Origin of the sequence: Pseudomonas sp. PGPPP1 (assembly GCF_002255865.1) — a bacterium.
In the GTDB taxonomy this organism is placed as follows: domain Bacteria; phylum Pseudomonadota; class Gammaproteobacteria; order Pseudomonadales; family Pseudomonadaceae; genus Aquipseudomonas; species Aquipseudomonas cremoris.
Genome location: NZ_NKIG01000005.1, coordinates 55352 through 81469 on the forward strand (window position 1 = coordinate 55352; position 26118 = coordinate 81469).

General features: G+C 59.7%; 29 protein-coding genes. 15 read left to right on the forward strand and 14 right to left on the reverse strand.

Annotated elements, in window-relative coordinates:
- Positions 1–115: 115 nt before the first annotated feature.
- The 5 genes from CFE47_RS08870 (at position 116) to moaE (ending at position 4320) form a co-directional block, all read left to right on the forward strand.
- Positions 116–1240 (forward strand): polysaccharide deacetylase family protein, encoded by a 1125-nt coding sequence (locus CFE47_RS08870; protein ID WP_185707833.1) that lies wholly within the window; start codon positions 116–118, stop codon positions 1238–1240.
- 347 nt (positions 1241–1587) lie between these two features.
- The gene (locus CFE47_RS08875; protein WP_185707832.1) at positions 1588–2982 is read left to right on the forward strand and encodes a PhoH family protein; all 1395 of its coding nucleotides are present in this window, start codon (positions 1588–1590) and stop codon (positions 2980–2982) included.
- A gap of 170 nt (positions 2983–3152) precedes the next feature.
- Positions 3153–3626 carry a cyclic pyranopterin monophosphate synthase MoaC gene (gene moaC / locus CFE47_RS08880; RefSeq protein WP_286836317.1) on the forward strand — a complete coding sequence of 158 codons (474 nt, stop codon included), beginning with the start codon at positions 3153–3155 and terminating at the stop codon, positions 3624–3626.
- Positions 3623–3865 carry a molybdopterin converting factor subunit 1 gene (gene moaD / locus CFE47_RS08885; RefSeq protein ID WP_286836318.1) on the forward strand — a complete coding sequence of 81 codons (243 nt, stop codon included), beginning with the start codon at positions 3623–3625 and terminating at the stop codon, positions 3863–3865. Before moaC ends, moaD begins: the two co-directional genes overlap by 4 nt.
- Positions 3866–3867: 2 nt before the next feature.
- Complete coding sequence (gene moaE, locus CFE47_RS08890) at positions 3868–4320, forward strand: molybdopterin synthase catalytic subunit MoaE (RefSeq protein WP_286836319.1); 453 nt, start codon at positions 3868–3870, stop codon at positions 4318–4320.
- Positions 4321–4478: 158 nt separating this feature from the next.
- Here the strand turns inward: moaE and rhlB are convergent, their stop codons facing one another.
- Together rhlB and CFE47_RS08900 are read right to left on the reverse strand one after the other, a co-directional pair.
- Complete coding sequence (rhlB, locus tag CFE47_RS08895; protein ID WP_286836320.1) at positions 4479–5927, reverse strand: ATP-dependent RNA helicase RhlB; 1449 nt, start codon at positions 5925–5927, stop codon at positions 4479–4481.
- A gap of 102 nt (positions 5928–6029) precedes the next feature.
- Positions 6030–6686, reverse strand: coding sequence for an alpha/beta hydrolase (locus CFE47_RS08900; RefSeq protein ID WP_185707824.1), 657 nt, complete (start codon positions 6684–6686; stop codon positions 6030–6032).
- 347 nt (positions 6687–7033) lie between these two features.
- On the opposite strand from CFE47_RS08900, the gene CFE47_RS08905 reads away from it, so the two are divergent.
- The 4 genes from CFE47_RS08905 (at position 7034) to CFE47_RS08920 (ending at position 11203) form a co-directional block, all read left to right on the forward strand.
- The gene (locus CFE47_RS08905) at positions 7034–8065 is read left to right on the forward strand and encodes an amino acid ABC transporter substrate-binding protein (RefSeq protein WP_185707822.1); all 1032 of its coding nucleotides are present in this window, start codon (positions 7034–7036) and stop codon (positions 8063–8065) included.
- Positions 8066–8137: 72 nt separating this feature from the next.
- On the forward strand, positions 8138–9319 hold the full coding sequence (locus CFE47_RS08910; protein WP_185707820.1) for an amino acid ABC transporter permease: 1182 nt from the start codon (positions 8138–8140) through the stop codon (positions 9317–9319).
- Positions 9320–9329: 10 nt separating this feature from the next.
- Positions 9330–10427 carry an amino acid ABC transporter permease gene (locus CFE47_RS08915; protein WP_185707818.1) on the forward strand — a complete coding sequence of 366 codons (1098 nt, stop codon included), beginning with the start codon at positions 9330–9332 and terminating at the stop codon, positions 10425–10427.
- Positions 10428–10438: 11 nt separating this feature from the next.
- Complete coding sequence (locus tag CFE47_RS08920; protein WP_003171943.1) at positions 10439–11203, forward strand: amino acid ABC transporter ATP-binding protein; 765 nt, start codon at positions 10439–10441, stop codon at positions 11201–11203.
- A gap of 58 nt (positions 11204–11261) precedes the next feature.
- Here CFE47_RS08920 and CFE47_RS08925 read toward each other — a convergent pair whose 3' ends face one another.
- A complete protein-coding gene (locus tag CFE47_RS08925; RefSeq protein ID WP_286836321.1) occupies positions 11262–11753 on the reverse strand; it encodes a type II toxin-antitoxin system MqsA family antitoxin in 492 nt (163 codons plus the stop codon).
- Entirely contained in the window at positions 11750–12061 is a 312-nt protein-coding gene (locus CFE47_RS08930) for a type II toxin-antitoxin system MqsR family toxin (RefSeq protein WP_286836322.1), read from the reverse strand. Before CFE47_RS08930 ends, CFE47_RS08925 begins: the two co-directional genes overlap by 4 nt.
- A 159-nt stretch (positions 12062–12220) precedes the next feature.
- Here CFE47_RS08930 and CFE47_RS08935 point away from each other — a divergent pair, with 159 nt between their 5' ends.
- Both CFE47_RS08935 and CFE47_RS08940 read left to right on the forward strand, forming a co-directional pair.
- Positions 12221–12880: a FadR/GntR family transcriptional regulator gene (locus CFE47_RS08935; RefSeq protein ID WP_286836323.1), complete on the forward strand. Its 660-nt coding sequence runs from the start codon at positions 12221–12223 to the stop codon at positions 12878–12880.
- Positions 12870–14123 carry a CynX/NimT family MFS transporter gene (locus CFE47_RS08940; RefSeq protein WP_286836324.1) on the forward strand — a complete coding sequence of 418 codons (1254 nt, stop codon included), beginning with the start codon at positions 12870–12872 and terminating at the stop codon, positions 14121–14123. Before CFE47_RS08935 ends, CFE47_RS08940 begins: the two co-directional genes overlap by 11 nt.
- A 3-nt stretch (positions 14124–14126) precedes the next feature.
- Here CFE47_RS08940 and CFE47_RS08945 read toward each other — a convergent pair whose 3' ends face one another.
- The 10 genes from CFE47_RS08945 to CFE47_RS08990 form a co-directional block, all read right to left on the reverse strand.
- A complete protein-coding gene (locus CFE47_RS08945; RefSeq protein WP_286836325.1) occupies positions 14127–14762 on the reverse strand; it encodes a DUF1120 domain-containing protein in 636 nt (211 codons plus the stop codon).
- 8 nt (positions 14763–14770) lie between these two features.
- Positions 14771–15403, reverse strand: a complete 633-nt coding sequence (locus CFE47_RS08950; protein ID WP_286836326.1) for a DUF1120 domain-containing protein — start codon at positions 15401–15403, stop codon at positions 14771–14773.
- Positions 15404–15413: 10 nt separating this feature from the next.
- Positions 15414–16535 (reverse strand): DUF1120 domain-containing protein, encoded by a 1122-nt coding sequence (locus tag CFE47_RS08955; RefSeq protein WP_502695457.1) that lies wholly within the window; start codon positions 16533–16535, stop codon positions 15414–15416.
- Positions 16536–16546: 11 nt separating this feature from the next.
- Entirely contained in the window at positions 16547–18985 is a 2439-nt protein-coding gene (locus CFE47_RS08960; protein WP_286836327.1) for a fimbria/pilus outer membrane usher protein, read from the reverse strand.
- A gap of 97 nt (positions 18986–19082) precedes the next feature.
- A complete protein-coding gene (locus tag CFE47_RS08965) occupies positions 19083–19790 on the reverse strand; it encodes a fimbria/pilus chaperone family protein (protein WP_502695458.1) in 708 nt (235 codons plus the stop codon).
- Positions 19791–19792: 2 nt separating this feature from the next.
- Positions 19793–20413, reverse strand: a complete 621-nt coding sequence (locus tag CFE47_RS08970; protein WP_286836328.1) for a DUF1120 domain-containing protein — start codon at positions 20411–20413, stop codon at positions 19793–19795.
- A 99-nt stretch (positions 20414–20512) separates the two neighbouring features.
- On the reverse strand, positions 20513–21106 hold the full coding sequence (locus CFE47_RS08975; RefSeq protein ID WP_286836329.1) for a DUF1120 domain-containing protein: 594 nt from the start codon (positions 21104–21106) through the stop codon (positions 20513–20515).
- Between the two features lie 73 nt (positions 21107–21179).
- Complete coding sequence (locus CFE47_RS08980) at positions 21180–21803, reverse strand: DUF1120 domain-containing protein (RefSeq protein WP_286836330.1); 624 nt, start codon at positions 21801–21803, stop codon at positions 21180–21182.
- Positions 21804–21834: 31 nt separating this feature from the next.
- Entirely contained in the window at positions 21835–22461 is a 627-nt protein-coding gene (locus CFE47_RS08985; RefSeq protein WP_286836331.1) for a DUF1120 domain-containing protein, read from the reverse strand.
- A gap of 30 nt (positions 22462–22491) precedes the next feature.
- Positions 22492–23121, reverse strand: a complete 630-nt coding sequence (locus tag CFE47_RS08990; RefSeq protein WP_286836332.1) for a DUF1120 domain-containing protein — start codon at positions 23119–23121, stop codon at positions 22492–22494.
- A 394-nt stretch (positions 23122–23515) separates the two neighbouring features.
- Between CFE47_RS08990 and CFE47_RS08995 the strand changes: the two genes are divergently transcribed.
- From CFE47_RS08995 to CFE47_RS09010, 4 genes are all read left to right on the forward strand, one after another.
- Entirely contained in the window at positions 23516–24295 is a 780-nt protein-coding gene (locus CFE47_RS08995; RefSeq protein ID WP_286836333.1) for a response regulator, read from the forward strand.
- A gap of 192 nt (positions 24296–24487) precedes the next feature.
- Positions 24488–25123: a response regulator gene (locus tag CFE47_RS09000; protein ID WP_286836334.1), complete on the forward strand. Its 636-nt coding sequence runs from the start codon at positions 24488–24490 to the stop codon at positions 25121–25123.
- Between the two features lie 178 nt (positions 25124–25301).
- Complete coding sequence (locus CFE47_RS09005; protein WP_286836335.1) at positions 25302–25772, forward strand: nuclear transport factor 2 family protein; 471 nt, start codon at positions 25302–25304, stop codon at positions 25770–25772.
- A complete protein-coding gene (locus CFE47_RS09010; protein ID WP_286836336.1) occupies positions 25773–26045 on the forward strand; it encodes a GIY-YIG nuclease family protein in 273 nt (90 codons plus the stop codon). It begins immediately after the preceding gene.
- Positions 26046–26118 lie beyond the last annotated feature (73 nt).

Below are 26118 nucleotides of genomic sequence, written 5' to 3' on the forward strand. Positions count from 1 at the left end.
CGGACGTTTCTGTGTTTTTCCAGAAGAAGGGCGCTCAAGTCGGGCCTAGCCTATTTCCATGCTGGCCAATGTGATCGGCTATAGTGGCCGACGACTCTGGAGAGGAAGACCTTGCGTGCGAATAGCGCTTTTATTGTCGGCATTCCTGCTATGCCTGAATGCCCAGGCTGCGCCGGCGGATGTGGCCAGCCTGGACCGCGGTACATGGCCTGAAAAGCTCAGCAGCCCAGCGCTGTTCGATGTGGCCTCACGTGCGGAGATCCTGATGTTCGCCCACAGCCTGTTGGCCAGCGAATCTCAGGATGAAACGGCGCTAAAGCAGCGCCTGGGCTTGAAGATCATCAACCAGGCGTCCATCGACGACCTGCGTCGCCAACTCTGGCAGCGCCTGTTGGAGAACTACACCTTCGCCCAGCAGAGCTGCGAGGAAGACGCGTCGTTCTGCTACCTGGTGGAAAACATGGACGACCTGCGCGAGCAAGCCGGCAAATTTGAGGTCAGTGAAAACTCCTTCTACATAGGCTGGGCCGGCCCCAGTCACGCCTTCCACGAGCGCTATCTGGACGAACTGCTGCGCAAAGCCGCGCTGTTTCCGCAGATCAGCAGCGAAATTGCGCGGTTTGGCGACCATGAGCGCAATGGCGATGAATTCAACGACCGAATGTTCCTGCTGACCTTTGATGGCGGCCCGGCCCCCGTCAGCGGCAATACCGACTGGCTTGCCGACTACCTGCGCAAGCAGAAGATGAACGCCACGTTCTTCATCCTCGGCAGCAGCTTGCAAAACCGAATTGAGCGCAGCTCCGCCAGCGATGTACAGGCGCTGTACCAAGGCCAGTGCGTCGGCACCCAGGGCTGGCAATACCGTTCCCATAGCCATTGGGTGGAGTGGCAAAGCTCTATCACCCGTACGGCTTCGTTGGCGCAGAACCTGATGCCGGAAAACTACGTGCCGCTATTCCGTCCGCCATACGGACAGCGTCGTGCAGACAGCCAAGGGTTCTTCCAGGGCCAAGGCCTGCAGGTGGCGTTGTGGGACATCGACTCGCAGGATGATCCGGGCAAACTCAAGGCTGATGAGTCGGCGCAGCGGGTACTGACGCTGATGATGCTGTGGCGCAAAGGGGTGATTGTGTTTCACGACACCCAGGACAAGGCGCGGGTCGCTTTGCCTATGTTGTTACAGTCAACGGCGCAAAGTGGGTTGGGTTGGCAGGACTGCCGGGAAGCATTTCGTTAAAAAGACGAAGTGCCCGGCCCTGTTGGGGCTGAGGACTTTTTGGGGTGGTTTTGTGCGACATATCGATGCAGGCGGACTTCCGACTTTAACGGGGTGGCTGGCACTCGGCTAGTGCTATTCGTCATCCTGAAAAATAAACTTCAAAAAAGCGTCAAAGTGCTTTTTCCTGTCACATGTTTTGCGGTATTACGAAGTCAGATCGCCGAAACCTGCAACACAGGTGGCGTCTTCCAAGACTCCTCATGTGGGCATGCACTTGACGTCCCTCAGGTGCATTCGGTGGTCGAATCGAGGCGCAGCACTGTCGTGGTATTGCGTCGACTGGCTCCCACAAAAGGTGACCGAGTATGGATGATCATGGACGCACCCCTTCTTCCGACCAGCCAATCCTTTATGTGCTTGATACCAACGTACTGATTCACGATCCAAACGCTCTGCTCAACTTCGAAGAACACCACGTCGCCATCCCGATGATCGTGCTGGAGGAGCTCGATAAGCTTAAAAGCGGGCACCACAGCGTTGCCGCCGAATGTCGCCAGGCCATCCGCCTGATCGACAAGACGCTGGGCGAAGCGTCTCCGGAAGATGTCGAACTCGGCGTGCCGATCCAGCGCGGCAAAAGCGGGCCCAAGGGCTTGCTGTCGATCCTGATGAGCAAACGCAGCGAGCCCAACAGCCTGCTGCCGGAAAACCTCAACGACAACAAAATCATCAACCAATTGATCGACCTGCACGCGCGCGACAAGGACCTGCGCCTGGTGCTGGTGACCAAAGACATCAACATGCGCCTCAAGGCCCGTGCGTGTGGGATCGCGGCCGAGGACTACAGCACCGACCAACTGGTCGACGACGTGTCGATGCTGTCCCGTGGTTATCACATGATTACCGGCTCGTTCTGGGACCGCGTCAGCAAGGTTGAAACCCGTCAGGACCATGGCCGTACCTGGCACCAGGTGCAGTTGATCGAAAACCTGCCGGCCGTGCATATCAATGAGTTTATCGTCGACGAACAGGGCTTTGTGGGCTGGATCAAAGAGATCCAGGTCGACAAGCTGTTGATTCTCGACCTGCATCAGGAACCCCTGTTGCACCAGGAAGCCTGGGGCCTGAAACCGCGTGACATCTACCAGAGCCTGGCGCTGTATGCGCTGCTTGACCCGGACATTCACCTGGTCAACCTGACGGGCGCAGCCGGTTCCGGTAAAACCATTCTCGCCCTGGCTGCCGCCATCGAGCAGACCATGGTGACCAAGCGCTATCGCCGCATCATCGCCACCCGCAGCGTGCAGGGCCTGGACCAGGAAATCGGTTTCCTGCCCGGCACCGAGGCGGAAAAAATGGAGCCGTGGCTGGGGGCGATCACCGACAACCTCGAAGCCTTGCACATGGATGACGAAAACACCCATGGCAGCGTCGACTACATCCTCAGCAAAGTGCCGTTGCAGTTCAAATCCCTCAACTACATCCGGGGTCGCAGCTTCCAGCAGAGCCTGATTTTGATCGATGAATGCCAGAACCTCACGCCGCACCAGATGAAAACCATCATCACCCGTGCCGGCGCCGGTTCCAAAGTGGTGTGCCTGGGCAACCTGGCACAGATCGACACCCCTTACTTGTCCGCGACCAGCTCCGGGCTGACCTACCTGACGGAACGCTTCAAAGACTTCCCGAACGGCGTGCACATTGCGCTGCAAGGGGTTCCACGTTCGATTCTGGCTGAATACGCCGAATCTCATTTGTAAACGCGGTCAAAAATGTGGGAGCGGGCTTGCTCGCGAAGACGGAGTGTCAGGCGCCGAATGTATTGACTGATACACCGCCTTCGCGAGCAAGCCCGCTCCCACATAAGCCCGCCCCCACATTTAGATCAGTGTTGGGTTTACAATCGGTGCTCCTGATCAGGAGTAACCCCGTGCTGACTCATCTCGATTCCCAAGGTCGCGCCCACATGGTCGACGTCACCGACAAAGCCGTGACGTTCCGTGAAGCCGTGGCCGAAGCGCGCGTGCGCATGCTGCCCGAGACCCTGAAAATGATTGTCGACGGCGCCCATCCCAAGGGCGACGTATTTGCCGTGGCCCGCATTGCCGGGATCCAGGCTGCCAAGAAAACCAGTGACCTTATCCCTCTGTGCCACCCGTTGATGCTCACCGGCGTCAAGGTCGAGCTCAGCGCAGACGGTGCGGACGCCGTGCACATCCTGGCGCGCTGCAAACTCTCCGGGCAGACCGGCGTGGAGATGGAAGCCCTCACCGCCGCCAGCGTCGCGGCCCTGACGATCTACGACATGTGCAAGGCGGTGGATCGCGGCATGACCATTGAAAGTATTCGCCTGCTGGAAAAGCTTGGCGGTAAAAGCGGGCATTTCAAGGCGGAGCAGGCATGAGCATCAACGTATTGTTTTTTGCGCGTTACAGCGAGGCGGTGGGCTGGGACTCTCTGGAGGTCGAAGGCGACTTCGCCACGGTCGACGACCTGCGCAAGACCTTGGCTGCCAACCCGGGGTTTGAAGTGCTCCACGAAACCAGCCTGATGTGCGCGCGCAACCAGGAGCTGTGCAACCTCGATGAACCGTTGCAAGCCGGTGATGAAGTCGCGTTCTTCCCACCCGTGACCGGGGGCTGAACATGGCCATTCGGGTGCAGGCCCAGGCGTTTGATCCAGGTGCCGAAGTCAACGCGATGCACGCGGCCAACGTAGGCGTGGGGGCGGTGGTCAGTTTTGTTGGCTACGTGCGCGACTTCAATGACGGCCTGGATGTGGCGGGGATGTTCCTGGAGCACTACCCCGGCATGACCGAAAAGGCCCTGACCAAGATTATTGTGGAAGCTGAACAACGCTGGCCGCTGCTTAAGCTGGAAGTGCTACATCGTATTGGTGCGCTCGAGCCGGGAGAGCCGATTGTGTTTGTCGGGGCCGCCAGTGCCCATCGCCAGGCGGCGTTTGATGCCTGTGCGTTTGTGATGGATTACTTGAAAACGCGCGCGCCGTTCTGGAAGAAAGAGAACACCAGTGAGGGGCCGCGCTGGGTGGAAGGACGTAGCAGCGACCACGCTGCCGCAGATCGCTGGAAGTCTTAAGCCAAGCACAGAACCTAATGTGGGAGCGGGCTTGTGTGGGAGCCGGGCTTGCCCGCGATGCAGGCACCTCGGTTTTTCAGTTAAACCTAGGTGATGCTATCGCAGGCAAGCCAGCTCCCACACAAGCCCGCTCCCACAGTTTTAATCGCATTTCAGTTTTACGGGCGTTTGCGCTCTACAGGGCGCAACAGGTGCGTCGGCGGTGTTTCGCAGCTGATCTTGCGACCCAGCAGCGCCTCGATCGACGGCAACTGATACGAGTCATCTTCCCCGGCAAAACTGATCGACACACCCGCAGCACCAGCACGGCCAGTACGGCCAATACGGTGCACGTAGTCGTCCGGCACTTCCGGTAGGGTGAAGTTGATCACGTGGCTGATGCCGTCAATGTGAATCCCACGACCTGCCACGTCAGTGGCCACCAGTACGCGGATCTTGCCTTCGCGGAAGCCTTCCAGCGTCTTGATGCGCTTGTGTTGCGGCACGTCACCGGACAGTTGCGCAGCGTTCACGCCATCGCGCACCAGGCGCTCTTCGATGCAGCGCACTTCGTCCTTGCGGTTGGCGAATACCATCACGCGCTCCCAACCGTTGTCGTTGACCAGGTTGTAGAGCAGCTTGTACTTGTCGGCACCGGCCACGGCGTAGATGTGTTGCTCGACGTTTTCGCTGGCGACGTTTTCCGCCTCGATCTCGACGATGGACGGGTCGGTGGTCCACTGCTTGGCGAGGTTCATCACGTCTTCAGTAAAGGTGGCGGAGAACAGCAGGGTCTGGCGCTCGGACTTCGGCGGGGTCTGGCGAATGATCTGGCGCACTTGCGGGATAAAGCCCATGTCGAGCATGCGGTCGGCTTCGTCCAGCACCATCACTTCGACCATGTCCAGGTGCACGTCGCCGCGCTGGTTGAAGTCCAGCAGGCGACCTGGTGTGGCCACCAGGATGTCGCAGTGACGGGCTTCGAGGTGCTTGAGCTGTTTGTCGAAATCCATGCCACCGACGAACGTCATGACGTTGAGGCCGGTGTACTTGGTCAGGTCGGCGGCGTCCTTGGCGATCTGCACCACCAGCTCACGGGTCGGGGCGATGATCAGCGCGCGCGGCTCGCCCATGTAGCGTTCTTTCGGCGGCGGCGTCTGCAGCAACTGGGTGATGATCGAGATCAGGAACGCAGCGGTCTTGCCAGTACCGGTCTGGGCGCGACCGATGGCGTCTTTGCCCGCCAGGGTGAAGCCCAGCACCTGCGCCTGGATCGGCGTGCAGTACGGGAAGCCCAGGTCCTGGATGGCGTGCATCAGTTCCGGAGCCAGTTTGAAGTCGTGGAAGCGGGTCTTGCCTTCCTGGGGCTCGACGACGAAGTCTTCGAGTTTCCATGGGATCACGGGCGGCTTTGGCGCCCGCTCACGGCGAGGCTTGGGAGCCGGTGCGGCGTCTTTTGCCGGTTCAGGCGGTGTCACCGTAGGCGTTTTGGGCTGGGCGACAGGCGCAGTCCGGTCGGGCTGTTTACCGTCATTGCGGCTGCCGGCAGTCGGGGCAGGAGCAGCGGGAACAGGCGCGAGCGGCTCGGCCTCGCTTTTGCCGAACATCTTCTTGAGTGCTTCGAGCACGGTGATCTCATTAATTGGTTAAGGAATGTACGCCGGCCAGTGTAATGCAAGAATCGGGCGCGGCGTAGTGTGTCTGTCATACGGCTACATTAATGCAGGGTCTCAGCCCAGGCGTGCGGTCAACCAAGTGCCGATATCGCGGATCTCCTCGGGTAACACTTCGTGGCCCATTGGGTATTCCTGCCATGTCACGGTGACACCACGGGTCTTCAAGTGCTCATAGGCGCTACGGCCCATGGCGTTCTGCACCACGTCGTCATATTGGCCATGCAGGCACAGGGCCGGAATGCGTTGCTGGCTGGCGGACAATTCCAGCTCGTCACCAAAGGTGGGCGCATACGTGGAGAGGGCGATCACGCCACCCAACGGACCTTCCCAATTCAGATACGCGGTGTGGAAGACAACGGCTCCACCTTGGGAGAAACCTGCAAGGAAAATTCGCGAAGCGTCTATTCCGGTTCTCTTCTGCGCTTCGATCAAATCCGTGACCATCTTCGCCGAAACTTCCAGCTCCTCCAGGCTGATCGAACGGGCCGGACTCATGGCCTTGATGTCGTACCAGCTGGGCATCTCGTAGCCGCCGTTAATGGTCACCGGACGTGTCGGCGCCTGGGGCAAAACAAAGCGGGTGGTCAGCAAGCTTTCCTGCAGGGCTTCGGCCACCGGCAGGAAGTCGTAGCGATCGGCACCCAGGCCATGCAACCAGATTACGCAGGCGTCTGCGGGCTTGGCGGGCTGAAGAATCAAGGGGTCGGTCATGTCTGCTCCATAAATGTGCGGGCGCTCCGATTAAGTGCGACGGAACGGTGCGCGACGGGTTGATCTGTTAAGAGAATGTCGCAAGGTTGAATCTTTTTCTATTGACCATGGGCTGAAACGACTCAGCCATCACTCTGGTACGGGCCTTGCTATGTGTTGAACGATGTCAGAACTATCGCTTGGGACGGTAACACTATCAGTGACTGCCGCTTATGGGATAGCAGCTGGAATTACTGCGGAAGCCTCATGCTGCTTGACCCTAAAAAAAGCCAACACGGGTCGATATCGCCTCATAAGGGTGCGCTGAGGTTCGAGCTCCGACACAACAAGAGCAACTGGAGGTTTGAATGAAGGTATTGAAATCCACCCTGGCCATCGTGACTGCGGCGGCTGTACTGGGTGTCAGCGGTTTCGCCCAAGCCGGCGCCACCCTGGATGCCGTGCAGAAGAAAGGCTTTGTGCAATGTGGCGTGAGTGACGGCCTGCCGGGTTTCTCGGTACCGGATGCCAGCGGCAAGATCCTGGGGATCGACGCTGACGTGTGCCGCGCTGTAGCTGCTGCCGTTTTCGGCGACGCGACCAAGGTCAAATTCAGCCAGTTGAACGCCAAGGAGCGTTTCACCGCGCTTCAATCGGGCGAAGTCGACATCCTGTCCCGTAACACCACCATGACCAGCTCCCGCGACGCTGGCATGGGCCTGAAATTCCCAGGCTTCATTACCTACTACGACGGTATTGGCTTCCTGGTAAACAACAAGCTGGGCGTGAAAAGTGCCAAGGAACTGGACGGTGCAACCATCTGCATCCAGGCCGGTACCACTACCGAGCTGAACGTTTCCGACTACTTCCGCGCCAACAACCTCAAGTACACCCCGATCACCTTCGACACCTCCGACGAAAGCGCCAAGTCGCTGGAATCCGGTCGTTGCGACGTGCTGACCTCCGACAAGTCCCAACTGTTCGCCCAGCGCAGCAAGCTGGCCTCGCCGAAGGACTACGTGGTTCTGCCGGAAACCATCTCCAAGGAGCCACTGGGCCCGGTCGTGCGTAACGGCGACGACGAGTGGCTGGCCATCGTGCGCTGGGTGGGCTACGCCATGCTCAACGCTGAAGAAGCCGGTATCACGTCGAAGAACGTAGAAGCTGAAGCCAAGTCCACCAAGAACCCGGACGTAGCCCGTCTGCTGGGTGCTGACGGCGAATACGGCAAAGACCTGAAAGTGAAGAAAGACTGGGTCGTACAGATCGTCAAGCAAGTCGGTAACTACGGTGAAATGTTCGAGCGCAACCTGGGCAAGAGCACCCCGCTGGAAATCGACCGTGGCCTGAACGCACTGTGGAACAACGGCGGCATTCAATACGCACCACCTGTGCGCTGATCGCTGATGGTTCTGTCACCCGGTGGGCCAACCGCCGGGTGATGTTCTGTTCCATTCTTTCCGGGGCACTTCATGCAAAATCAAATCGGCGCACCAAAGCAGAAGCTCAGCTTCAGCGATCCCAAAGTGCGTGCGTGGCTCTTCCAGATCATCACGATTGTGGCGGTGGTCTCGCTGGGCTGGTACCTCTTCGACAATACCCAGACCAACCTTCAACACCGGGGCATTACCTCGGGTTTCGACTTTCTTGAACGCAGTGCCGGCTTCGGCATCGCGCAGCATTTGATCGATTACACCGAGTCGGACAGCTATGCCCGCGTCTTTGTGATCGGCCTGCTCAACACCTTGCTGGTCACCGTGATTGGCGTGATCCTGGCGACCCTGCTGGGTTTCATCATCGGCGTGGCCCGTTTGTCGCCTAATTGGATGATCAACAAGCTGGCGACCGTGTACGTGGAAGTGTTCCGCAACATTCCACCGTTGCTGCAAATCCTGTTCTGGTATTTCGCGGTGTTCCTGACCATGCCGGGGCCGCGCAACAGCCATAACTTCGGCGATACCTTCTTTGTCAGCAGCCGTGGCCTGAACATGCCGGCAGCGATTGCCGCTGATGGGTTCTGGCCGTTTGTGGTCAGCATTGTGGTTGCCATCGTGGCAATCGTGCTGATGGCGCGTTGGGCCAACAAACGCTTCGAAGCAACCGGTGTCCCGTTCCATAAATTCTGGACCGGCCTTGCGCTGTTCATTGTGATCCCGGCGTTGTGTGCCTTGATCTTCGGTGCACCGCTGCACTGGGAAATGCCGAAGCTGCAAGGCTTCAACTTTGTCGGCGGCTGGGTATTGATCCCTGAGCTGCTGGCACTGACCCTGGCGCTTACCGTCTACACGGCAGCGTTTATTGCCGAGATCGTGCGTTCGGGCATCAAGTCCGTCAGCCACGGCCAGACCGAAGCCGCACGCTCCCTGGGCCTGCGCCCTGGGCCGACGCTGCGTAAGGTCATCATCCCGCAAGCCCTGCGGGTGATCATTCCGCCGCTGACCAGCCAATACCTGAACCTGGCGAAAAACTCGTCCCTGGCGGCCGGTATCGGTTACCCGGAAATGGTTTCGTTGTTTGCCGGCACGGTGCTCAACCAGACCGGCCAGGCCATCGAAGTCATTGCCATCACCATGAGCGTGTACCTGGCGATCAGCATCAGCATTTCGCTGCTGATGAACTGGTACAACAAGCGCATTGCGCTGATCGAGCGGTGAGGAAACACGCATGAGTACGCATACTTTCAAACCTGATATGCCGCCGCCGAGCAAAGTCTTCGGCCCAGTGGCATGGATGCGCGCCAACCTGTTTTCCAGTTGGCTCAACACCCTGCTGACGTTGTTCGCGTTTTACCTGGTGTACCTGGTGGTGCCGCCGATCCTGCATTGGGCGATCCTGGACGCCAACTGGGTTGGCACCACGCGCGCCGATTGCACCAAGGAAGGCGCCTGCTGGGTGTTTATCCAGCAGCGTTTCGGGCAGTTCATGTACGGCTACTACCCCGGCGACCTGCGCTGGCGCGTGGACCTGACCGTGTGGCTGGCCATTGTGGGCGTGGCGCCGTTGTTCATCTCGCGCTTCCAGCGCAAGGCGGTCTACGGCCTGGGCTTTCTGGTGCTGTACCCGATCATTGCCTACTTCTTGCTGCACGGTGGGATCTTCGGCCTGACCAACGTGGCAACCAGCCAATGGGGCGGCTTGATGCTGACCCTGGTGATCGCCACCGTCGGTATCGCCGGCGCCTTGCCGTTGGGCATTGTGTTGGCACTGGGGCGGCGCTCGAACATGCCGGCGATTCGGGTCATTTGCGTGACCTTCATCGAGTTCTGGCGTGGCGTGCCGTTGATCACCGTGCTGTTCATGTCATCGGTGATGTTGCCGTTGTTCCTGCCCGAAGGCATGGGCATCGACAAATTGCTGCGCGCCTTGATCGGCGTGATCCTGTTCCAGTCGGCCTATGTGGCTGAGGTGGTGCGTGGTGGCTTGCAGGCGATTCCCAAGGGCCAGTACGAAGCGGCTGCCGCGATGGGTTTGGGTTACTGGCGCAGCATGGGCCTGGTGATTCTGCCGCAAGCCTTGAAGCTGGTGATCCCGGGCATCGTCAACACGTTTATCGCGCTGTTCAAGGACACCAGCCTGGTGATCATCATCGGCCTGTTCGACCTGCTCAACAGCGTCAAGCAAGCCGCCGCCGACCCGAAATGGTTGGGCATGGCCACCGAAGGCTATGTGTTCGCGGCCCTGGTGTTCTGGATTTTCTGTTTTGGTATGTCGCGCTATTCCATTCATTTGGAACACAAGCTCGACACAGGCCACAAGCGTTAGGAGTTGTTGTTATGAGCGAAGCGATCAAACAGCCTGTGAGCCCTGAAGGCATTATCCAGATGCAGGGCGTCAACAAGTGGTACGGCCAGTTCCACGTGTTGAAAGACATCAACCTCAACGTCAAGCAGGGCGAGCGTATCGTGCTGTGCGGCCCGTCGGGTTCGGGCAAGTCCACCACCATCCGTTGCCTCAACCGCCTGGAAGAACACCAGCAAGGCCGCATCGTGGTGGATGGCGTGGAACTGACCAACGACCTCAAGCAGATCGAAGCGATCCGCCGCGAAGTCGGCATGGTGTTCCAGCACTTCAACCTGTTCCCGCACCTGACCATCCTGCAGAACTGCACGCTGGCACCGATGTGGGTGCGCAAGATGCCCAAGCGCAAGGCCGAAGAAATCGCCATGCACTACCTGGAGCGCGTGCGCATTCCGGAGCAGGCCCACAAGTTTCCGGGGCAACTGTCTGGCGGCCAGCAGCAGCGTGTGGCGATTGCCCGTGCGTTGTGCATGAAGCCAAAAATCATGCTGTTCGACGAGCCGACCTCGGCACTCGACCCGGAAATGGTGAAGGAAGTACTCGACACCATGATCGGCCTGGCCGAAGACGGCATGACCATGCTGTGCGTAACCCACGAAATGGGCTTTGCGCGCACCGTGGCCAACCGCGTGATCTTCATGGACAAGGGGGAAATCGTCGAGCAGGCAGCGCCGAATGACTTCTTCGACAACCCGCAGAATGACCGGACCAAGTTGTTCTTGAGCCAGATTTTGCATTGATCGATGTGTGAATAAATAAACCCGGCCCTGTGCCGGGTTTATTTTTGCCTGCTGGTTTTTATGCTGACGCTTGAGTTGCCAGTTGTTGCTGATCTTTTGCCGTGAGCAAGCGGTTCAGGTCGTCGCCGACATTGAGCGCCTGGATTTCAGCCAGTAGGTGTGGATGTTTATCGAGTAGACGCATGAGTGTGAACAGCGGCTGTGGCGGGAAAAGTTCGCCACGTTCGTAGCGGGAAAATGCATTGTGGCCGCGGCCGGTCAATAGCTCCACCGCGCGCTTTTGGGTCAGGTGCAGCTTGCGGCGGATTCGCTTCATTTCGGCTGCGATGATTTGACGTGCATCGACCAGCAGTTGATCGGAAGCTTCGCCATAACGATCTGCGCTGTCATCGTCGTGATCGAATTCAACTTCCTGGCACGCCTGGCATTCCCACCCGGCGATGTCTGGAACCTGTCGAACCATCCCCGATGTTTCGATGGTAAACGTACGCCCTTGGAAATGATGCATTCCATCTGGGGCTCCACAGCTAACACACTGCTGAGTTTTCATAAGCTCTTCTCCTTGAAGGAGATTACGGGAGGCCCTCCGCCTGGGCGGTAAGTCACTTTGATGTAAATCTCCGTACCGTAAATCTTGATCAGGTAAACGTCCTGCCATACCCGATGGTCTAAATAAGTCGTCATGGATTTGTACAGCATTGGTTTTTCAAGGGCGCAGACCATCTGTTGCATTTGGCTGGTGCCCATCTTGAGTCGTCGAGCGCCTTCCCAGGCAGTTGCTGTAAATGCCTTTCTACCTGATCTGATGACTTCAGCCTTAACCAGCGCCAAATCGTAGTGAGGTGTGTACTTTTCCATAAGACACCTGAGTCCAATAATTACCCTCAGAGGGTAATTTTACCAATCGAAAATACTGCTCCTTTTCCTGCCTAAGAAACGTAGTGCGTTGCCTTTGTAAGCAACTCCGAATAGGCTGTAGGAAAATTCATCCTATGATTGGACGAAAGCGCAAAACCCATGACAGACATTGCCCCCCTGATCAAACGCTCCCTGGTGGACCAAGCCCTGGAGCAATTGCGCCTGCGCATCAGCCAGGGCGTGTGGGCTATCGGCGAACGCCTGCCCACCGAGCCTGAGCTGTCCGCCGAGTTGGGCATCAGCCGCAACACCGTGCGTGAGGCCATGCGCGTACTGGCGTTCTCCGGGTTGATTGAAATCCGCCAGGGCGATGGCAGTTATCTGCGTTCGATGACTGATCCACTGGGCACGATGCGGGCGTTGTCCCATTGCACTTTGGAACAGGCACTGGAGACGCGGCAGATCCTGGAAGTGGAGGCGATCAGCCTCGCGGCGTTGCGCCGTACCGAGGAAGATCTCAACGGATTACGTGAAGCCCTCGACGCTAGCGCCGAGCTGTACCACGGCGACCTGGAGGCTTACATCGATGCTGATCTGGTGTTCCACAAACGCCTGGTGGACGCGGCACACAACCCGGCGTTGAGCGAGTTGTACCAGTACTTTTCCGCCATCGTCGGCGCCCAGTTGCGGCAGACCTTGAACATTACCCCGCGCCGCCAGGCGGTGTTCGACCTGCATATCGCCCTGCTCGAAGCCGTGGAACACCAAGACCCGGAACACGCCAAATCCCTCTGCCGGCAGTTGATCAATGAACCCTGAAACCAAGCTTGAAGAACTGTTGATCGACGCCGAAGCCGACGATGAGGTGGTGCAGCACAGCCCTCCCGCAATCAATCGGCCTTGGCTGTTATTGCTGGGCCTGATCCTGGTGGCGTTGAACCTGCGCCCCGCGTTGTCGAGCATGTCGCCCTTGCTGAGCGAGGTGTCCAACAGCCTCGGTTTGTCGGCGGCCAAGGCCGGTCTGCTGACAACCTTGCCGGTGCTGTGCCTGGGGCTGTTTGCGCCGACTGCACCGATCCTGGCCCGCCGCTTTGGCGCCGAACGCGTGGTGCTGGGGATTCTGCTGACACTGGCAGCGGGCATCATCCTGCGCAGTTCATTCGGTGAAGTCGGACTGTTCGCCGGCAGCCTGATCGCAGGTGCCAGCATTGGCATCATCGGTGTGCTGCTGCCGGGTATCGTCAAGCGCGACTTTGCCAAGCAGGCGGGCACCATGACCGGTGTCTACACCATGGCGTTGTGCCTGGGTGCGGCGCTGGCGGCGGGTTCCACGGTGCCGCTGAGCCAGCACTTCGGTGACAGTTGGGCCATTGGCCTGGGCTTCTGGATTCTGCCGGCACTGGTGGCAGCGCTGTTCTGGCTCCCGCAGGTTGGGCAAAAGCACGGCGCCCATCACGTTGCCTATCGAGTAAAAGGCTTACTACGTGACCCGCTGGCCTGGCAGGTGACCTTGTACATGGGCCTGCAATCGTCCCTGGCCTACATTGTGTTTGGCTGGATGCCGTCGATCCTGATCGGTCGCGGCCTAAGTGCTACCGAGGCGGGGTTGGTGCTGTCCGGTTCGATTATCGTGCAGTTGGCCAGCTCCCTTGCTGCCCCTTGGCTGGCTACGCGCGGCAAGGACCAGCGCCTGGCGATCGTGGTGGTGATGGTGCTGACCCTCGGCGGTCTGTTCGGTTGCCTGTATGCGCCGCTCGACGGTTTGTGGGGCTGGGCGATCCTGTTGGGGTTGGGGCAGGGCGGTACGTTCAGCCTGGCGCTGACCTTGATTGTGCTGCGCTCGCGGGACTCGCACGTGGCAGCCAACCTGTCGAGCATGGCCCAGGGCATCGGTTACACCCTGGCGTCCATGGGCCCATTCGCCGTCGGCCTGGTGCATGACTGGACCGGCGGCTGGGCCGCTGTGGGCTGGATTTTCGCGGTGCTTGGCCTCGGCGCCATCGTGGCTGGCCTGGGGGCAGGCCGGGCGCTCTACGTGGACGTACGCAGCGAGAAGGTCTGAGGCCTAGAGGTAGACCACCTCCAGCGTGGCGGACCCGTCCATGGGCGTATCGGTGCTCAAGTCCAGGTTCTGCTTGGCGTTGATCACTGCTTCCAGCTTCAAGGTACTGCTCAGGGTCTGGATCGCCGAGGGCCCGGCGGTGCTGCCGACCACATCGGTAAAACCGAGCAAACTACGTGAGCCGATATCGATGGGGTTGGTGTTGGACGTGCGCCACGCCACGCCGCCGGTTGTGGATTCGGTGCCGTAGACCTGCGGCAGGTCATCAACCACGGTCTGCTTGGGGTCGAAACTCACCGAGTACACGCCGATTTTGTTGCCGCTCTTGTCCAGACCCAGTCCGTAGTAAATCTCACTGTTGACGTGGGCCGTGCCGTCACGGTTATCGCGCATGCGCAGGGCGTAACGACCGGCGGCGTTGCAACTGACAGTCAGTGTCAGGTACTTGAGCGGCAGGCGAGTGCCTGTGGCCTGGTTGAGGTCTTTCTGGGAAATTTTGCCGAAGTCCACCCTTCCGTCACTGGACAACACAGGTGTGCAGGCCATGGGTGTGATCAGGCCCGTAACGGTGAGTTCTACGGTGGAGGCGGCTTGGGCAGCGCCTGAAAGAAGAATCAAAACAATCAGTGTATGTTTCATGCGGGCTCCTAGAGGTAGTTGATTTCGAGGGTGGCCGAGCCGTCGATAGGCACTTCCTTGGTCAGGGTCAGCGTGTTGGCGGGGGCGATTCTTGGTGTGATCTGTAGGTCTGCGCTCAGACGCTGGATCGGGTCCGGCGCCAGATCAGGAGTGCTGCGCGTGACAGTGAACGAGGTCAGGAACGTCGGCGACAGGATGCTCGTCGGGCTCCACGAGGCTCCTGGCGCAGAACCGATCGGGTACATCTGGACCCCATCCGCCGTGATCGACAGCAGGTTCAAGATCATGCTGCCAACCTTTTCATTGCCATTGACCAGGCCAAGGCCGAATTTGAGCGGACTTTCGCTATCGAAATGCGAGCCCGAACGGTTATCCGACGGCTTCAGAGCCACCAGCGTTGAACCTTCGCAGGTGATCGTCAGTTGCAGGTTCTGAACGGGAAGTGGGGTGGGTTGATCGACATTCAGGTCCTTGGCGGCAATCTTGCCGAGGTCATGCACGCCGCCATTGGACAGGCTTGGTTCGCAAGCGCTGGGCGTGATCTTTCCGGTGACATGCAGGTCGACACTGGATGCGGCGTGGGCGAATGGAATGGCGGTCAGCAGTGAAAGTGCGGTCAGGGACGTCAGAATTGTTTTCATCGAAGTGTTCTCAAAGGTAATTGATTTCCAGGGTGGCCGAGCCGTCGAGCCGCACCTCACTGCCTAAATCGAGTGAGCCCAAGGGGGCCACTACCGTCTCCAGATTCAATGTGGCGCTGAGGTTTTGGATGGCGCTAGGGCCGCTGATGCTGCCGGCATTCGCGCTGAAACCCAGGTATCGGTTGGCTGCCACGGCTATTGGGCCGGAACTGGCACCGCTCCAAGGCATTCCACCTGTGGCGGAGTCGGTGCGGTAGACCTGTGTGAAGTTGTCCGCTCTGATCCGTGCCGGGTCAAAGATCAGCCGATAGCGGCCGATCTTCTGTTGCCTGGCGTCCAGTCCCAGTCCGTACGTGCTGTCGTCGGCGTTGCCGGTGGCTGAGCCTTGGCGGTTGTCCTGCATACTCACGGCAAAAGCGGTGGGCGCGTCGCAGGTCACGCTGAGTTCGGTTTGGCGGGGAGGCAGTGTGGTTTCCTGTAGCAGGTTGAGGTCGATCACCGACAGCTTGCCCAGGTTCACGTTGCCGCCGTTGGACAGGCTGGGCGTGCATGCCGCCGGGGCGAAGCGGGCGAGCAGGTTCACTTCCCGCGAGCGTCCGGTGCCGGGGGCGTCGAACAGGCCGCTGGTTTCCCAAGTGACCGCGTCACGGACCCGTGATGCGTCTTCACTGGCCCAGGCGCTGGCGTCGATCTGCACCGACAGGTTGCGCCCTGTAACCGGTACGCCGCCACGCAGGGGCACGATGCCGTGCTCGGGCCGCCATGCCAGTGCCGTCGCTGTCGCAATCGGTTGCTGGCCGCTGCCGGCAATCAGACCGAGTTCCACGGCCTGGCCGTCCAGCATGGCGTCACGTACCTGCAACCCGTAGCTGCCGCGTTCGGTAAAGCGAAACCGTTCTGCCCCTGCTCCCAGCCCTCTGTAGAACAGGCTCATGTCGACAGGGTGCGGACAGTTCAAGGTAAGACTTACACGCCGCTCCCCCAGCAGGCGTTCGGCACTCGGCACCAGCGCCACTGCGCGGTTCATCAGGCCGAAATCCAGGCGGCTTTCACTGAGGTTCAACTGGCATTCGTCTGCGTTGGCAGCGACGCTGAACAACAGGATTGCCAGTGACAACACGGCAGGTTTCATGGTGATTGTCCTCATGGCTGCACACACTTGGCGGGTGCGGTTTCGAAGTACTGGTCGGGGTCGCCATTTTTTGGCAGCGCGTAGCGCAACAGGCAGCGCGGTTGGTTTGGCGCCTTGATCCACAAAGGGCGCTCATCCAGCACGTTGGGCAGGAACACCTGACTGCCTTCCTGGACCAGGGTCACGAACTCACCGCTGTCCGTGCTCACTGCCGCGCCACGCGGCAACGGTTGGCCGTCGGTGGTGGTCACGCTGAGCAATGCGCGGCGGGTCATGCTGACGCCGAACTCCACCTTGTCTACGGCACCGCGTCCTGGCGTCAGGACGGCCATGCCATTGCTGATGTCGGCGTTGCGTGGCAGCGAGCGGGTTTGCACCTCTACCGGACTGCGGCCATAGGCGGCGAGTTGTGGCGCCACGGCCCGGCCTTGCCAGTCGGTCCATACCGGGCCGCTTGGGGTGGAAAGTTTGATCCCGGCCATGTCGCCCACTGACATCACCGCAAAGGTGTCGCGCACCGGGTACGGCGAGAACGTCACGCCGTCGCCATGCACCACCACGCCGCCACGGGCACCGCCCTGGTAGCTGGAGCGGTCCTTGTCGGAGCGGGTGTAGTTGAAGTCCAGTTGGCTGTAGTACGGCAGCGCCGACACGCCTACCGATGACTCCACTTCGCGGTCCCGGCTGTCTCGCTCCACGCCCACGCGGTAACTCAATTGGTCGTTGATCTGTTCGCCCATTCCCAAGCCAAGGCGGTGTTCGCCACCGGTATTGCGGGCCCACGCGCGACCGCGTCGGTTCTCGCCCAGGGGCAGGCTGATGTTCAGGTAGATGCTGTCGTCGCTTTGCTGGCGACCGCCCACCTGCCACTCGGCACTGGCGGAAATCGACACCCCGCCAAATGATGTGCCCCATGACGCCAGCGCCCGGCTGCTGCTGAAACCGGCATAAGAAGCCGAGCGCGAAACCCCGGCGCTGAAGGCCCCCCACGAAGGGCTTGCCCAGGACGCGGTAACACTTTGTTGGTCGCGATAACGCGAGCGTTCCTGTTCACGGGTATAGGTGCCATAGGTCGATTCCTCCAGGTCGCGATACCCCAGGGAGCGCCACGACGCCGCTGTGGTGACCGCCCAGTTGGTGGTCACCCGCTGAGCCCACGACAAGTCGGTTTGCACGCCCTGTTCATTGCCGACCCGAGTGGCCTGGGCGCCCTGGAAACCGAACTGCACCTGACTGTCCTGCCAGGGTAGCCAGCCCAGGTTCACGCCGGCTGCACGGTATTCATCAGCCGCCAGCACACCGCCGCCCAGGCTCACTTGCGGGTGCAGTGCGCCACTCCAGCCACCGCTGACCACCCAGGGCTCGGCGCCATCACTGTCGCCGATCTTGCGCACGCGCCCGGCCGCCACCGAATAACCCGGCGCGGGCAAGCCAAGACCGAGCATGGCCGCCGGTACGGTAAAGCGCCGCTCTTCACCGGTGCTTTCCTTGACCGTCACTTGCACGTCGGAACGACTGTTGAGGCGGCGTACATCGCTCAGCGAAAACGGCCCGGCGGGCACCACTGTGGAGTGAATCAACGCGCCGTTCTGGCGCACCTCCACCTGGGCCGGGCTGTTGGCGATACCATCGATGGTTGCGCCCTGGTTCTGGTCCTGCAAGGCGGTTTCGGTGAGGACCTGGGCACCGGTGATCTGCGTGCCGGCCAGCACCGGGTTGTAAAGGCTGATCTGGCCCGTCTGGAACACCGCCTGTTGCTCGGCGAAGGTGCGCTGGGCGTAGGCGTCGAGGTGGGTCGTGCGCGAGACTTTGTCCTGCCAGGTCTGCACCTGGCGGCTGCGCACGATCCAGTCTCCGGCGTTGAAGCCCACCTCGGTATTGGCTGAGCCGAAGCGGTTGCTGCCGTCTGCGTATTCGTTATGCAGGCCTGTCAGGTCGTAGTTGAGTAAACCCGCGAAGCCGCCGCTCTGGTAGCCCGACACGTCCTGTACCGTCGGGCGCAGGGCGTCGGTAGGTACCACGAGGGCCAGGTTCAGGGCCGCTGGGTCTTGCTCGATGACGGTCTGCGGATAGCGTGCGAGAAAGGCCTGGCACGGAGCATCCGTGCCAGGCACCACCAGATTGCCAGTGTCGAGCAAGGCTTGGTCGAAACACAGGTCGCCGTGTTGATCGATCGCGATGTTCACTCGACCTCGTCGCTGGCCGTTGACGTTGAGGTTCACGGCATGGCGGCCAGCAGTAAAGCGCGGTGCGTCCAGCAGCAGGTTTGCCAGCTCCGGGTCGATGCCGCGCTGGGCGAGGGTTTGCGGGTCGAAAGAGCCGGCTCTCGTCGCCTCATCTGCCAACGCTTCACTGCCAGGCCAAAGGGTGCCGAGGGTCATTGCCAACCCTGCGAGAAGGGTGCGGCAAGGTGAAACGACAGGCATGGCGTTGCCGTCGCGGTCAGTCATAACTGTGCTCACAAGGTCGTACTCAGTGTTGGAGGCGGGGCGTGCTGCCAGGCGTCCTGGCGGCCTTCAATGAGGCCACTTCGTTATTAGGGCGTGTTTACAGGTTCAGTGGCGCAACGTAGGGCTCTACCGCAAAGCCATACACGGTGGCCGGTTGCAGTTGAACCTGAGTGGCCGCTGTAGTGTTGGTGGCCACGGTGAGGGTTTCGCCGGGTAGCACATAGGTGCGTGGCAACAACGCCGAACCGTCCCCTGGTAATAGGCGCAGTTCCTGGGCAAGGCGTACGACGTAGGGTGTTGGGTTATGCACGCTCAGTTGCTGGCTCTTCAGGTTCCAGGCCAAGCCTTCCCACGGCGTTCGGTTGGGGGCCAGACCTTTGGGGTGAATAATCACGGGCAGGTTCTGGCGTACGGTCACGCCCACCCGCGCATGCCCGGCCTGGGTCTCCGAACGGCCTTGGGGCATGCCTTCGAAAATCACCCGTTTCAGGCGTTGTGTGGTCAAGGGTTCGGGGGACTGCAGGATGAACCGCACCAGTTGGCTCTTGGACGGCTCGACCCTCGACAGTGGCGGCGTGACAAACAGCAGCGACTTAGGGTCTTCCGGAATATCTTCCAGCGTGACGTGCAGCAGGGCGAGCTTGGTGTCAGTGTTGGTCACCGACACCGATGCCTCGCCGTCGGCTTCATGCACGATCACCACAGAGGTGTCGGGCACCATGCCGTCGGCGAGCGTGTGGGAGGAGAGTAATAAAACGAGCGCGCCCATGAGCAGGCGAAAAGGAAAACCAGGGAAGGTTTGCATAGCTACATATACCTCAGGTCGAGCACGATGGAGCCGTCGAGCGGCACTTCTTGGTTGAGAGTCAGGAACGCGGCGGCATTGATCGAGGTGTTGATGATCAAGGTGGCGTTCAACAAACGATGAGCTTCAGGTATCAAGGTGCCGGGCTTGGCAAAACCCATGAAGTTGTCGGGGTACGCATTGGACTCGGGGAACCAGGTCTGGCCCTGATTGCTGGAGGCCAGGACCAGCGCTGGCTGGCCGTCGGCGGTCGCGTTGCGGATGGCTAGGGAGACAGTGCCGAGGCGTTCGCTTGGTGCATGCACGTTGTTGCCCAAGCCGTAATAAAAGCCGGGCCCGAGGGACGAGTTCGCCCGGTTGTCGACACCTACCAGTACAAACAACACCGGTTCATTGCAGCTCACGCTCAGGTCCAGTGGCCGCATCGGCAGTGCACTGAACTCGTATTGATTGAGGCTGCGTGCCGGGACCATTCCATGGTCGACGATGCCGTTGTCCGACAGTCTCACCTCGCAGGCGCTGGGCGTAATCAGGCCCGTGACGTTGAGCACTGCGCTGGAAGAAGCCAGGACCAACGACGTGGTGTTGAGCAGATAAAGCAAGGCAAGCATAGGGAACGTCATGTTCTTCATGGCAGGTGTTCACCGAGTGCCGAGGTAGCGGCACACCCTTGGCAGATGGCAAGAGCGAGCGGCGAGCCCTGGGGCCCGCCGACCTGAGAGTTAGAGGTAACGCACGGTCAGGGTGGCCGAGCCGTCCATCGTTAATTCGCTACCCATCGTCAGTTCGCTGGTAGGGGAAATGTAGGTGTCCAGTTCCAGGTCACCTGTGAGCACGGTCACCGGAATGGGGGCCACGGCGGTGCTGTCGGCGACTGATATCAGGTAGTTCGGACGCATTGCCGTCGAAAGTTGCCAGCTCGATCCATTGTTGGCGGAGTTAATGGCGCGGCCAGCGACACCGTCGGCGGTGATGTTTTTCAAACTGAGCATATAGTCGCCGAGCTTTTCAGTGCCGTTGACGAAGCCCAGGCCGTATTGCCTGCCGTTTCCGCCGTAGTCCGAGCCAGCGCGGTTGTCCGTACCTTGAAACGCGACTAGCGTGGCGGCCTCGCAGGTGATCACAATGGGTTTGGAACGGGTTTCAAGTTGAGTCGGCTGGAGGGGATCGGCGTTGAGGTCCTTGGCGGAAATCTTGCCGAAATCGACGGTTGTCCCACCGGACATGCTGGGGGTACAGGCGCTCGGGGTAATCAGGCCGGTGACGGTCAGGTCGACGCTGGAGGCGGCCATTGCAGCATGGGTGGCAGTCAGCATCAGCGACGCGAGTACGAGACGGGATAGGGGGAACATAGCGGTTGGAATCCTTAGAAGAGAGAGTGTTCAGGGGTTACAAGTAGCGAACCGTGACGGTCACGGAACCGTCGATGGCCACTTCGTTGTTCAGGGTCAATTGGCTGGTGGGAGCAATCACCGGCTGGATGTCGAGTTCAGAGGTCAACAGTTGCACCGGCATCGGGGTCACGGTGGTGGCATCGGCTACCGATAACAGGATATTGCGCATCAGGTAGCGCTCGACGAACCAGGTCGAACCACCGTCATCGGAGCCAATGGTGCGGGCTGCGATGCCATCAGCGACGGGCGACCTCACACGCAAGGTCATGGCGCCGAGCTTTTCAGTTCCATTGATCAGCCCCAGGCCGAACTCCATCAGGTCATTGTTGTAGTCGGAACCTTCGCGGTTGTCCTTGCTTTCCAGCGCCATCAACGTGGCGGCGTCACACGTAACCGTTAATTGCACGGACTGTGCGTCAAGAAAGGTAGGTGTTGCCGCGTTCAGGTCCTTGGCAGAAATCTTTCCGTAGTCCACCGAACCGCCATTGGACAGAGTGGGTTCACAGGCGCTGGGAGTGATCAGGCCTTTGACGGTCAGGTCGACGCTGGAGGCGGCAAATGCGCTGGCACTGCCGGCCAGTAGCAGCGTCGCGATCAGGGGCTTGAGGTGGTTGTTCATAGTGTCTCTCCGGGAAGGTTAAGAGGTCGGGTTACCAGTACTTGAGCTGCAACGTGGCGTGACCATCGATAGGCAGTTCATCCAGCAGGCTCAGGTCGCCTGCCGGGGCAATCACCGTGAAGGCCCGCAGGCGGGCGCTCAGGTCTTGCAGCGCCATTGGGGTGTGCGGAACGCCGCCCGTGGTGAAGGCGGTCAACGCGGCGTGGCCCAAGTAGGAGGACGGGCCCCAGGTGGTGCCGCCGTCACGGGACATGATGGTTTGTACCGGTGCGTTGTCGGCCACCGCTTCAAACACCCCGAAGGACACCGCCCCGAGTTTTTGGTCATCATTGACCATCCCCAGGCCGTGCATGGAGCGCGGGTTGATGGCGGCAGTGCCCGCACGGTTATCCACCGTGGTCAGGGTGAACAGCGTCGCGCCTTCGCAATGCACTTCCAGGTGCATTTCACCGGTTTGCAAGCGAGTGGGCAGCACTGGGTCCAGGTCCCTGGCGCTCAACTTGCCGTGGTCAACCACACCGCCGTCTGACAGCGAGGGTGTGCAGGAACTGGGAGTAATGATGCCGGTGACGGCCAGGTCCGTGGTGCTGGCGGCGAAAGCGGCGGGAGCGCATGCCGCGAGCAGCAAAGCAAAAGCAGCAGGGGTGTGTTTATCCATGGGCACAAGTCCGTGTGGGGGATGGGAGGGTTAGAGGTACACCACGTCCACCGTGGCGCTGCCGTCCAGCGGTACTTCCTCGGTAAGGGTCAGGTTCTTGGCGGGTGCAATGTCGGTGGCTATCAGCAGGTCGACCGTGACGTTCTTCAGCGCAATCGGCGTGTCCATGACGAGGCCGAAGGCATTCCAGTACTCGTGGCCCATATAGCTGCCTGACGAGTTGACCAGCCAGGTTTTGCCATAGTCGAAGGAGAACAGGGGGTACACGGCGGTGTCCGCGACCGGGTTGTATACGCCGATCCGATAGGCGCCCAGCTTCTGGTCGCCGTTGATCAGCCCGAGACCGTAGTATTCGGACAAGGCGGAATAGATCGACGAGCCTCGACGGTTGTCCCGACCGTGCAGGGCAAACAACGTCTTGGCGTCGCAATTCACGCTTAACTTGAGCGTGACGTCGGGGAGCTCGGTGGGGAGGTCGACAGACAGGTCCTTTGCCGCAATCTTGCCAAAGTCGACTTTCCCACCGTCACTCAGACTCGGTGTGCACGCACTCGGGGTGATCACGCCGGTGACGGACAGGTCGATGCTGCTGGCGGCCTGGAGGGCCGATGTGCAGGTCATTAGGCAGGCAGCAGCGCATGCAAAAAAAGCGGGTTTCATGGGTGTTCCTCAGGATGATGTGCAAGCAGGCAGTGCCCAGGCAGTGCGCTGGCCGGTCAGGGGTTATTGGTATTGGAACTGACCGGTCGCGCCTTCTATGTGCCTGGAACGGTGGCGAATTTAGCGCCGGGACATGACCTGGGAAATGCAATAAATACGAGAATCAAAGCGGCAGGCAGAGCCGTGGGCAAATGGCTGTAACACGTGCGATGTGCCTGCTGGAAAAGGCGAGTTCTCGTAGTTGTTGTATCGCCACACTGCAACCGTTCGGATATTTTTTTGCGCTGTTCAACCATCCCATTCCCGCTATTCTTTTCGAGTGGAGACAACTTCGAGCGACGCCTTGCCTGCGGTTGGCAACCTGGTGAGCTGCTCGCTCTGCAGGAGGTCGTTTATGCCGGGCAATCCTTCTGCTCCCCCCTCTCTTGATTGGCAGCACGCCAGGGTGCTGGTGGTCGATGACCATCGCATGTACCGATTACTGCTGAGCACCTTGTTGGAAAGGCTTGGGGTAGCCCATCAAGCCTGCGAAAACGGTCTGCTCGCTGTACAGGCGATGACCGCGCAGCGGTTTGACCTGGTCATCAGCGATTGCCGCATGCCGGTAATGGATGGCTATGCGCTGACCCGGGAAATCCGTCGCCGTGAGCAGCAAGCCGGCCATTGCGGTATTCCGGTGATTGCCCTGAGCGGGAGCCTCACCTTGGACGATGTCCGGCTGTGCAAGGCGAGTGGCATGGATGCCTGGTTGGTCAAACCGCTGTCGTTGGAACAATTGCACGACGTGTTGCAGTACTGGTTGAGTAATCCGGTGTCCGGTCACAACCCCGTGCCGACGCGTTGGCGACACAGCCAACCCAGCCGTAATAGCTTGATCGCGGCTTTTGGCGCATGGGAGGTGGTGGAGTCCATGCTGTTCAATCTGTTGCAGGAAGCTTATGCCGATCTCACTGCGCTGATCCTGGCGCGGGCTCGCCTGGACACTGCCGAGACGGCACATCGCCTGCACCGTCTGGTAGGGAGTGTCGCGTTCCTGGGGACGACCGATCTGGAGCCGCGCGCCATTGAGTTGATCACTCAGGTCAACCAGTGCGGAGTCGCACTACGGGCCAGGGAGCTAGAGCAGTTCCAGCAGGACATTGAAGAGTATCTGCAACGTCTCGCCGATCTATGAGTTAGTTTTGAAGGAATTTATCTATCTGTGCTGTAGTACTTTTCTGTATGTATTTTCTTTTTGTTCTGTAGGTATAAGTTCATCGCTCATGAAACAAGGGTGTAGGGGAAATCCGCCTGGTTATTACCAGTTGTTGCTGGAATCTTTGCGAGGTATTTTGCGGGAACTCAAATTGCCATCATGGATAAAACAATGTTTCGCGTAATTATTGCCGATGACCACCCTATTGTCCGGGTGGGGCAAAAAGTGGTGATTGAAGCGACGGGCAGTTGCAAGGTCGTGGGCGAAGCCAATGGGCCCGATCAATTATTGGATCTGGTGGCGAATACGGCGTGTGATGTGATCGTCACAGACTTCGCCATGCCCGGTGATCAGCAGGCCGATGGTTACAGTTTGCTGGGTCTGCTGAACCGTCAGTACCCCAAGGTGCCGGTGATCCTGGTGACTATGTTCGCCAATGTGGCGACGTTGCGTGCGGCGTTTTCTCACGGCGCGCGGGCGATAGTTGCCAAAAGCGCCTCGGCTCGAGAGTTACCCCAGGCGCTGAAAACCGTGATGCAAGGCAAGACGTTTGTCAGTGAATGCCTGCGACTGCAATTGGATATGGCCTCCGTGACCCAAACTACCGAAACACCGCAACTTTCCGGCAAGGAACGGGAAGTGGTACGCATGCTTGCCAGTGGCATGACCGTGAGCCAGATAGCGGCGCGGGTCAACCGAAGTATTTCCACTATCAGTAAACAAAAAAGTACCGCGATGAGCCGTTTGTGCATTTCAACTGATGTTGATTTGTTTACCTATGCGCGTGAAAACGGAATGGTGCCTTAGTTTGAAACGCTGTTGATATTTGTTGTTGCTTAATTGCGTGACGTGGAACGAGTGTCTTGGCCGGCAGTGGTCGTAAAACAGCATCGTGAATATTTTCAAGGTGAATGGTCATAGCCTTGCGCGCCAGCGAGTATTATCGTGCAGGCCTACTGATACCAATGGACTGCGGAGCCTGCCCATGAGTGACGTCCACGACGCCCTGATCACCGAGTTCTACCAGGCGTTCCAGCGCCTGGACGCCGAAGCCATGGCCGCTTGCTACACCAAGGATGTGGTGTTCAGCGACCCGGCCTTCGGCGAACTGCGCGGGCGCGACGCCGGTGATATGTGGCGCATGCTCACCACACGCGCCAAGGACTTCTCCCTGACGTTCGACAGCGTGCGCAGCGATGAGCGCGGCGGCAGTGCGCATTGGGTTGCCACCTATTTGTTCAGTGCCACCGGTAACACGGTGGTCAACGATATCCAGGCACGTTTTGTGTTTCGCGATGGCAAGATCAGTGAGCATCACGACAGCTTCGACCTGTGGCGCTGGTCGCGTCAGGCATTGGGCACCAAGGGGCTGTTGCTGGGCTGGACACCGTTGGTGAAAAACGCCGTGCGCAGCCAGGCGTTGCGCGGTTTAAAGGCATTCCAGGCCAGCCGTTGAGTGAGCACGCCAGACCCAAAACCCTGGTTCGTCTACCTGGTTCGCGCCGCCAACGGCTCGCTCTACTGCGGCATCAGCAATGACCCGGTGCGCCGTTTTGCCACTCACCAGAGCGGCAAAGGCGCGCGGTTTTTCCTGTCCAGCCCGGCGGTGGCGTTGGTGTACACCGAGCAATGCGCGAGCAAGGGCGAGGCGCTGCGCCAGGAGCGGCTGATCAAGAAATTGAAGAAAAGCGCCAAGGAGTGCCTGGCGGCGAGTGGTTCATTGATTTGACTGATGGGTTCCCATCGGCCCCATTTTCGGGTTTGCAGGCTAAGCTAGCGGCTCACTTCTGAAGCGGAGCCTG

Coding starts and splice junctions, on each gene's coding strand:
- CFE47_RS08935 (WP_286836323.1), top strand. CDS start 12,221: ATGACAGACATTGCCCCCCTGATCAAACGCTCCCTGGTGGACCAAGCC.
- CFE47_RS08965 (WP_502695458.1), bottom strand. CDS start 19,790: ATGCAAACCTTCCCTGGTTTTCCTTTTCGCCTGCTCATGGGCGCGCTC.
- CFE47_RS08945 (WP_286836325.1), bottom strand. CDS start 14,762: ATGAAACATACACTGATTGTTTTGATTCTTCTTTCAGGCGCTGCCCAA.
- CFE47_RS08980 (WP_286836330.1), bottom strand. CDS start 21,803: ATGAACAACCACCTCAAGCCCCTGATCGCGACGCTGCTACTGGCCGGC.
- moaE (WP_286836319.1), top strand. CDS start 3,868: ATGGCCATTCGGGTGCAGGCCCAGGCGTTTGATCCAGGTGCCGAAGTC.
- CFE47_RS08995 (WP_286836333.1), top strand. CDS start 23,516: ATGCCGGGCAATCCTTCTGCTCCCCCCTCTCTTGATTGGCAGCACGCC.
- CFE47_RS08970 (WP_286836328.1), bottom strand. CDS start 20,413: ATGACGTTCCCTATGCTTGCCTTGCTTTATCTGCTCAACACCACGTCG.
- CFE47_RS08990 (WP_286836332.1), bottom strand. CDS start 23,121: ATGAAACCCGCTTTTTTTGCATGCGCTGCTGCCTGCCTAATGACCTGC.
- CFE47_RS08955 (WP_502695457.1), bottom strand. CDS start 16,535: ATGAAACCTGCCGTGTTGTCACTGGCAATCCTGTTGTTCAGCGTCGCT.
- CFE47_RS08925 (WP_286836321.1), bottom strand. CDS start 11,753: ATGAAAACTCAGCAGTGTGTTAGCTGTGGAGCCCCAGATGGAATGCAT.
- CFE47_RS09000 (WP_286836334.1), top strand. CDS start 24,488: ATGTTTCGCGTAATTATTGCCGATGACCACCCTATTGTCCGGGTGGGG.
- CFE47_RS08975 (WP_286836329.1), bottom strand. CDS start 21,106: ATGCTGACTGCCACCCATGCTGCAATGGCCGCCTCCAGCGTCGACCTG.
- CFE47_RS08905 (WP_185707822.1), top strand. CDS start 7,034: ATGAAGGTATTGAAATCCACCCTGGCCATCGTGACTGCGGCGGCTGTA.
- moaD (WP_286836318.1), top strand. CDS start 3,623: ATGAGCATCAACGTATTGTTTTTTGCGCGTTACAGCGAGGCGGTGGGC.
- CFE47_RS08920 (WP_003171943.1), top strand. CDS start 10,439: ATGAGCGAAGCGATCAAACAGCCTGTGAGCCCTGAAGGCATTATCCAG.
- CFE47_RS08915 (WP_185707818.1), top strand. CDS start 9,330: ATGAGTACGCATACTTTCAAACCTGATATGCCGCCGCCGAGCAAAGTC.
- CFE47_RS08910 (WP_185707820.1), top strand. CDS start 8,138: ATGCAAAATCAAATCGGCGCACCAAAGCAGAAGCTCAGCTTCAGCGAT.
- CFE47_RS08940 (WP_286836324.1), top strand. CDS start 12,870: ATGAACCCTGAAACCAAGCTTGAAGAACTGTTGATCGACGCCGAAGCC.
- CFE47_RS08930 (WP_286836322.1), bottom strand. CDS start 12,061: ATGGAAAAGTACACACCTCACTACGATTTGGCGCTGGTTAAGGCTGAA.
- CFE47_RS08900 (WP_185707824.1), bottom strand. CDS start 6,686: ATGACCGACCCCTTGATTCTTCAGCCCGCCAAGCCCGCAGACGCCTGC.
- CFE47_RS08985 (WP_286836331.1), bottom strand. CDS start 22,461: ATGGATAAACACACCCCTGCTGCTTTTGCTTTGCTGCTCGCGGCATGC.
- CFE47_RS09005 (WP_286836335.1), top strand. CDS start 25,302: ATGAGTGACGTCCACGACGCCCTGATCACCGAGTTCTACCAGGCGTTC.
- CFE47_RS08950 (WP_286836326.1), bottom strand. CDS start 15,403: ATGAAAACAATTCTGACGTCCCTGACCGCACTTTCACTGCTGACCGCC.
- CFE47_RS08960 (WP_286836327.1), bottom strand. CDS start 18,985: ATGACTGACCGCGACGGCAACGCCATGCCTGTCGTTTCACCTTGCCGC.
- CFE47_RS08875 (WP_185707832.1), top strand. CDS start 1,588: ATGGATGATCATGGACGCACCCCTTCTTCCGACCAGCCAATCCTTTAT.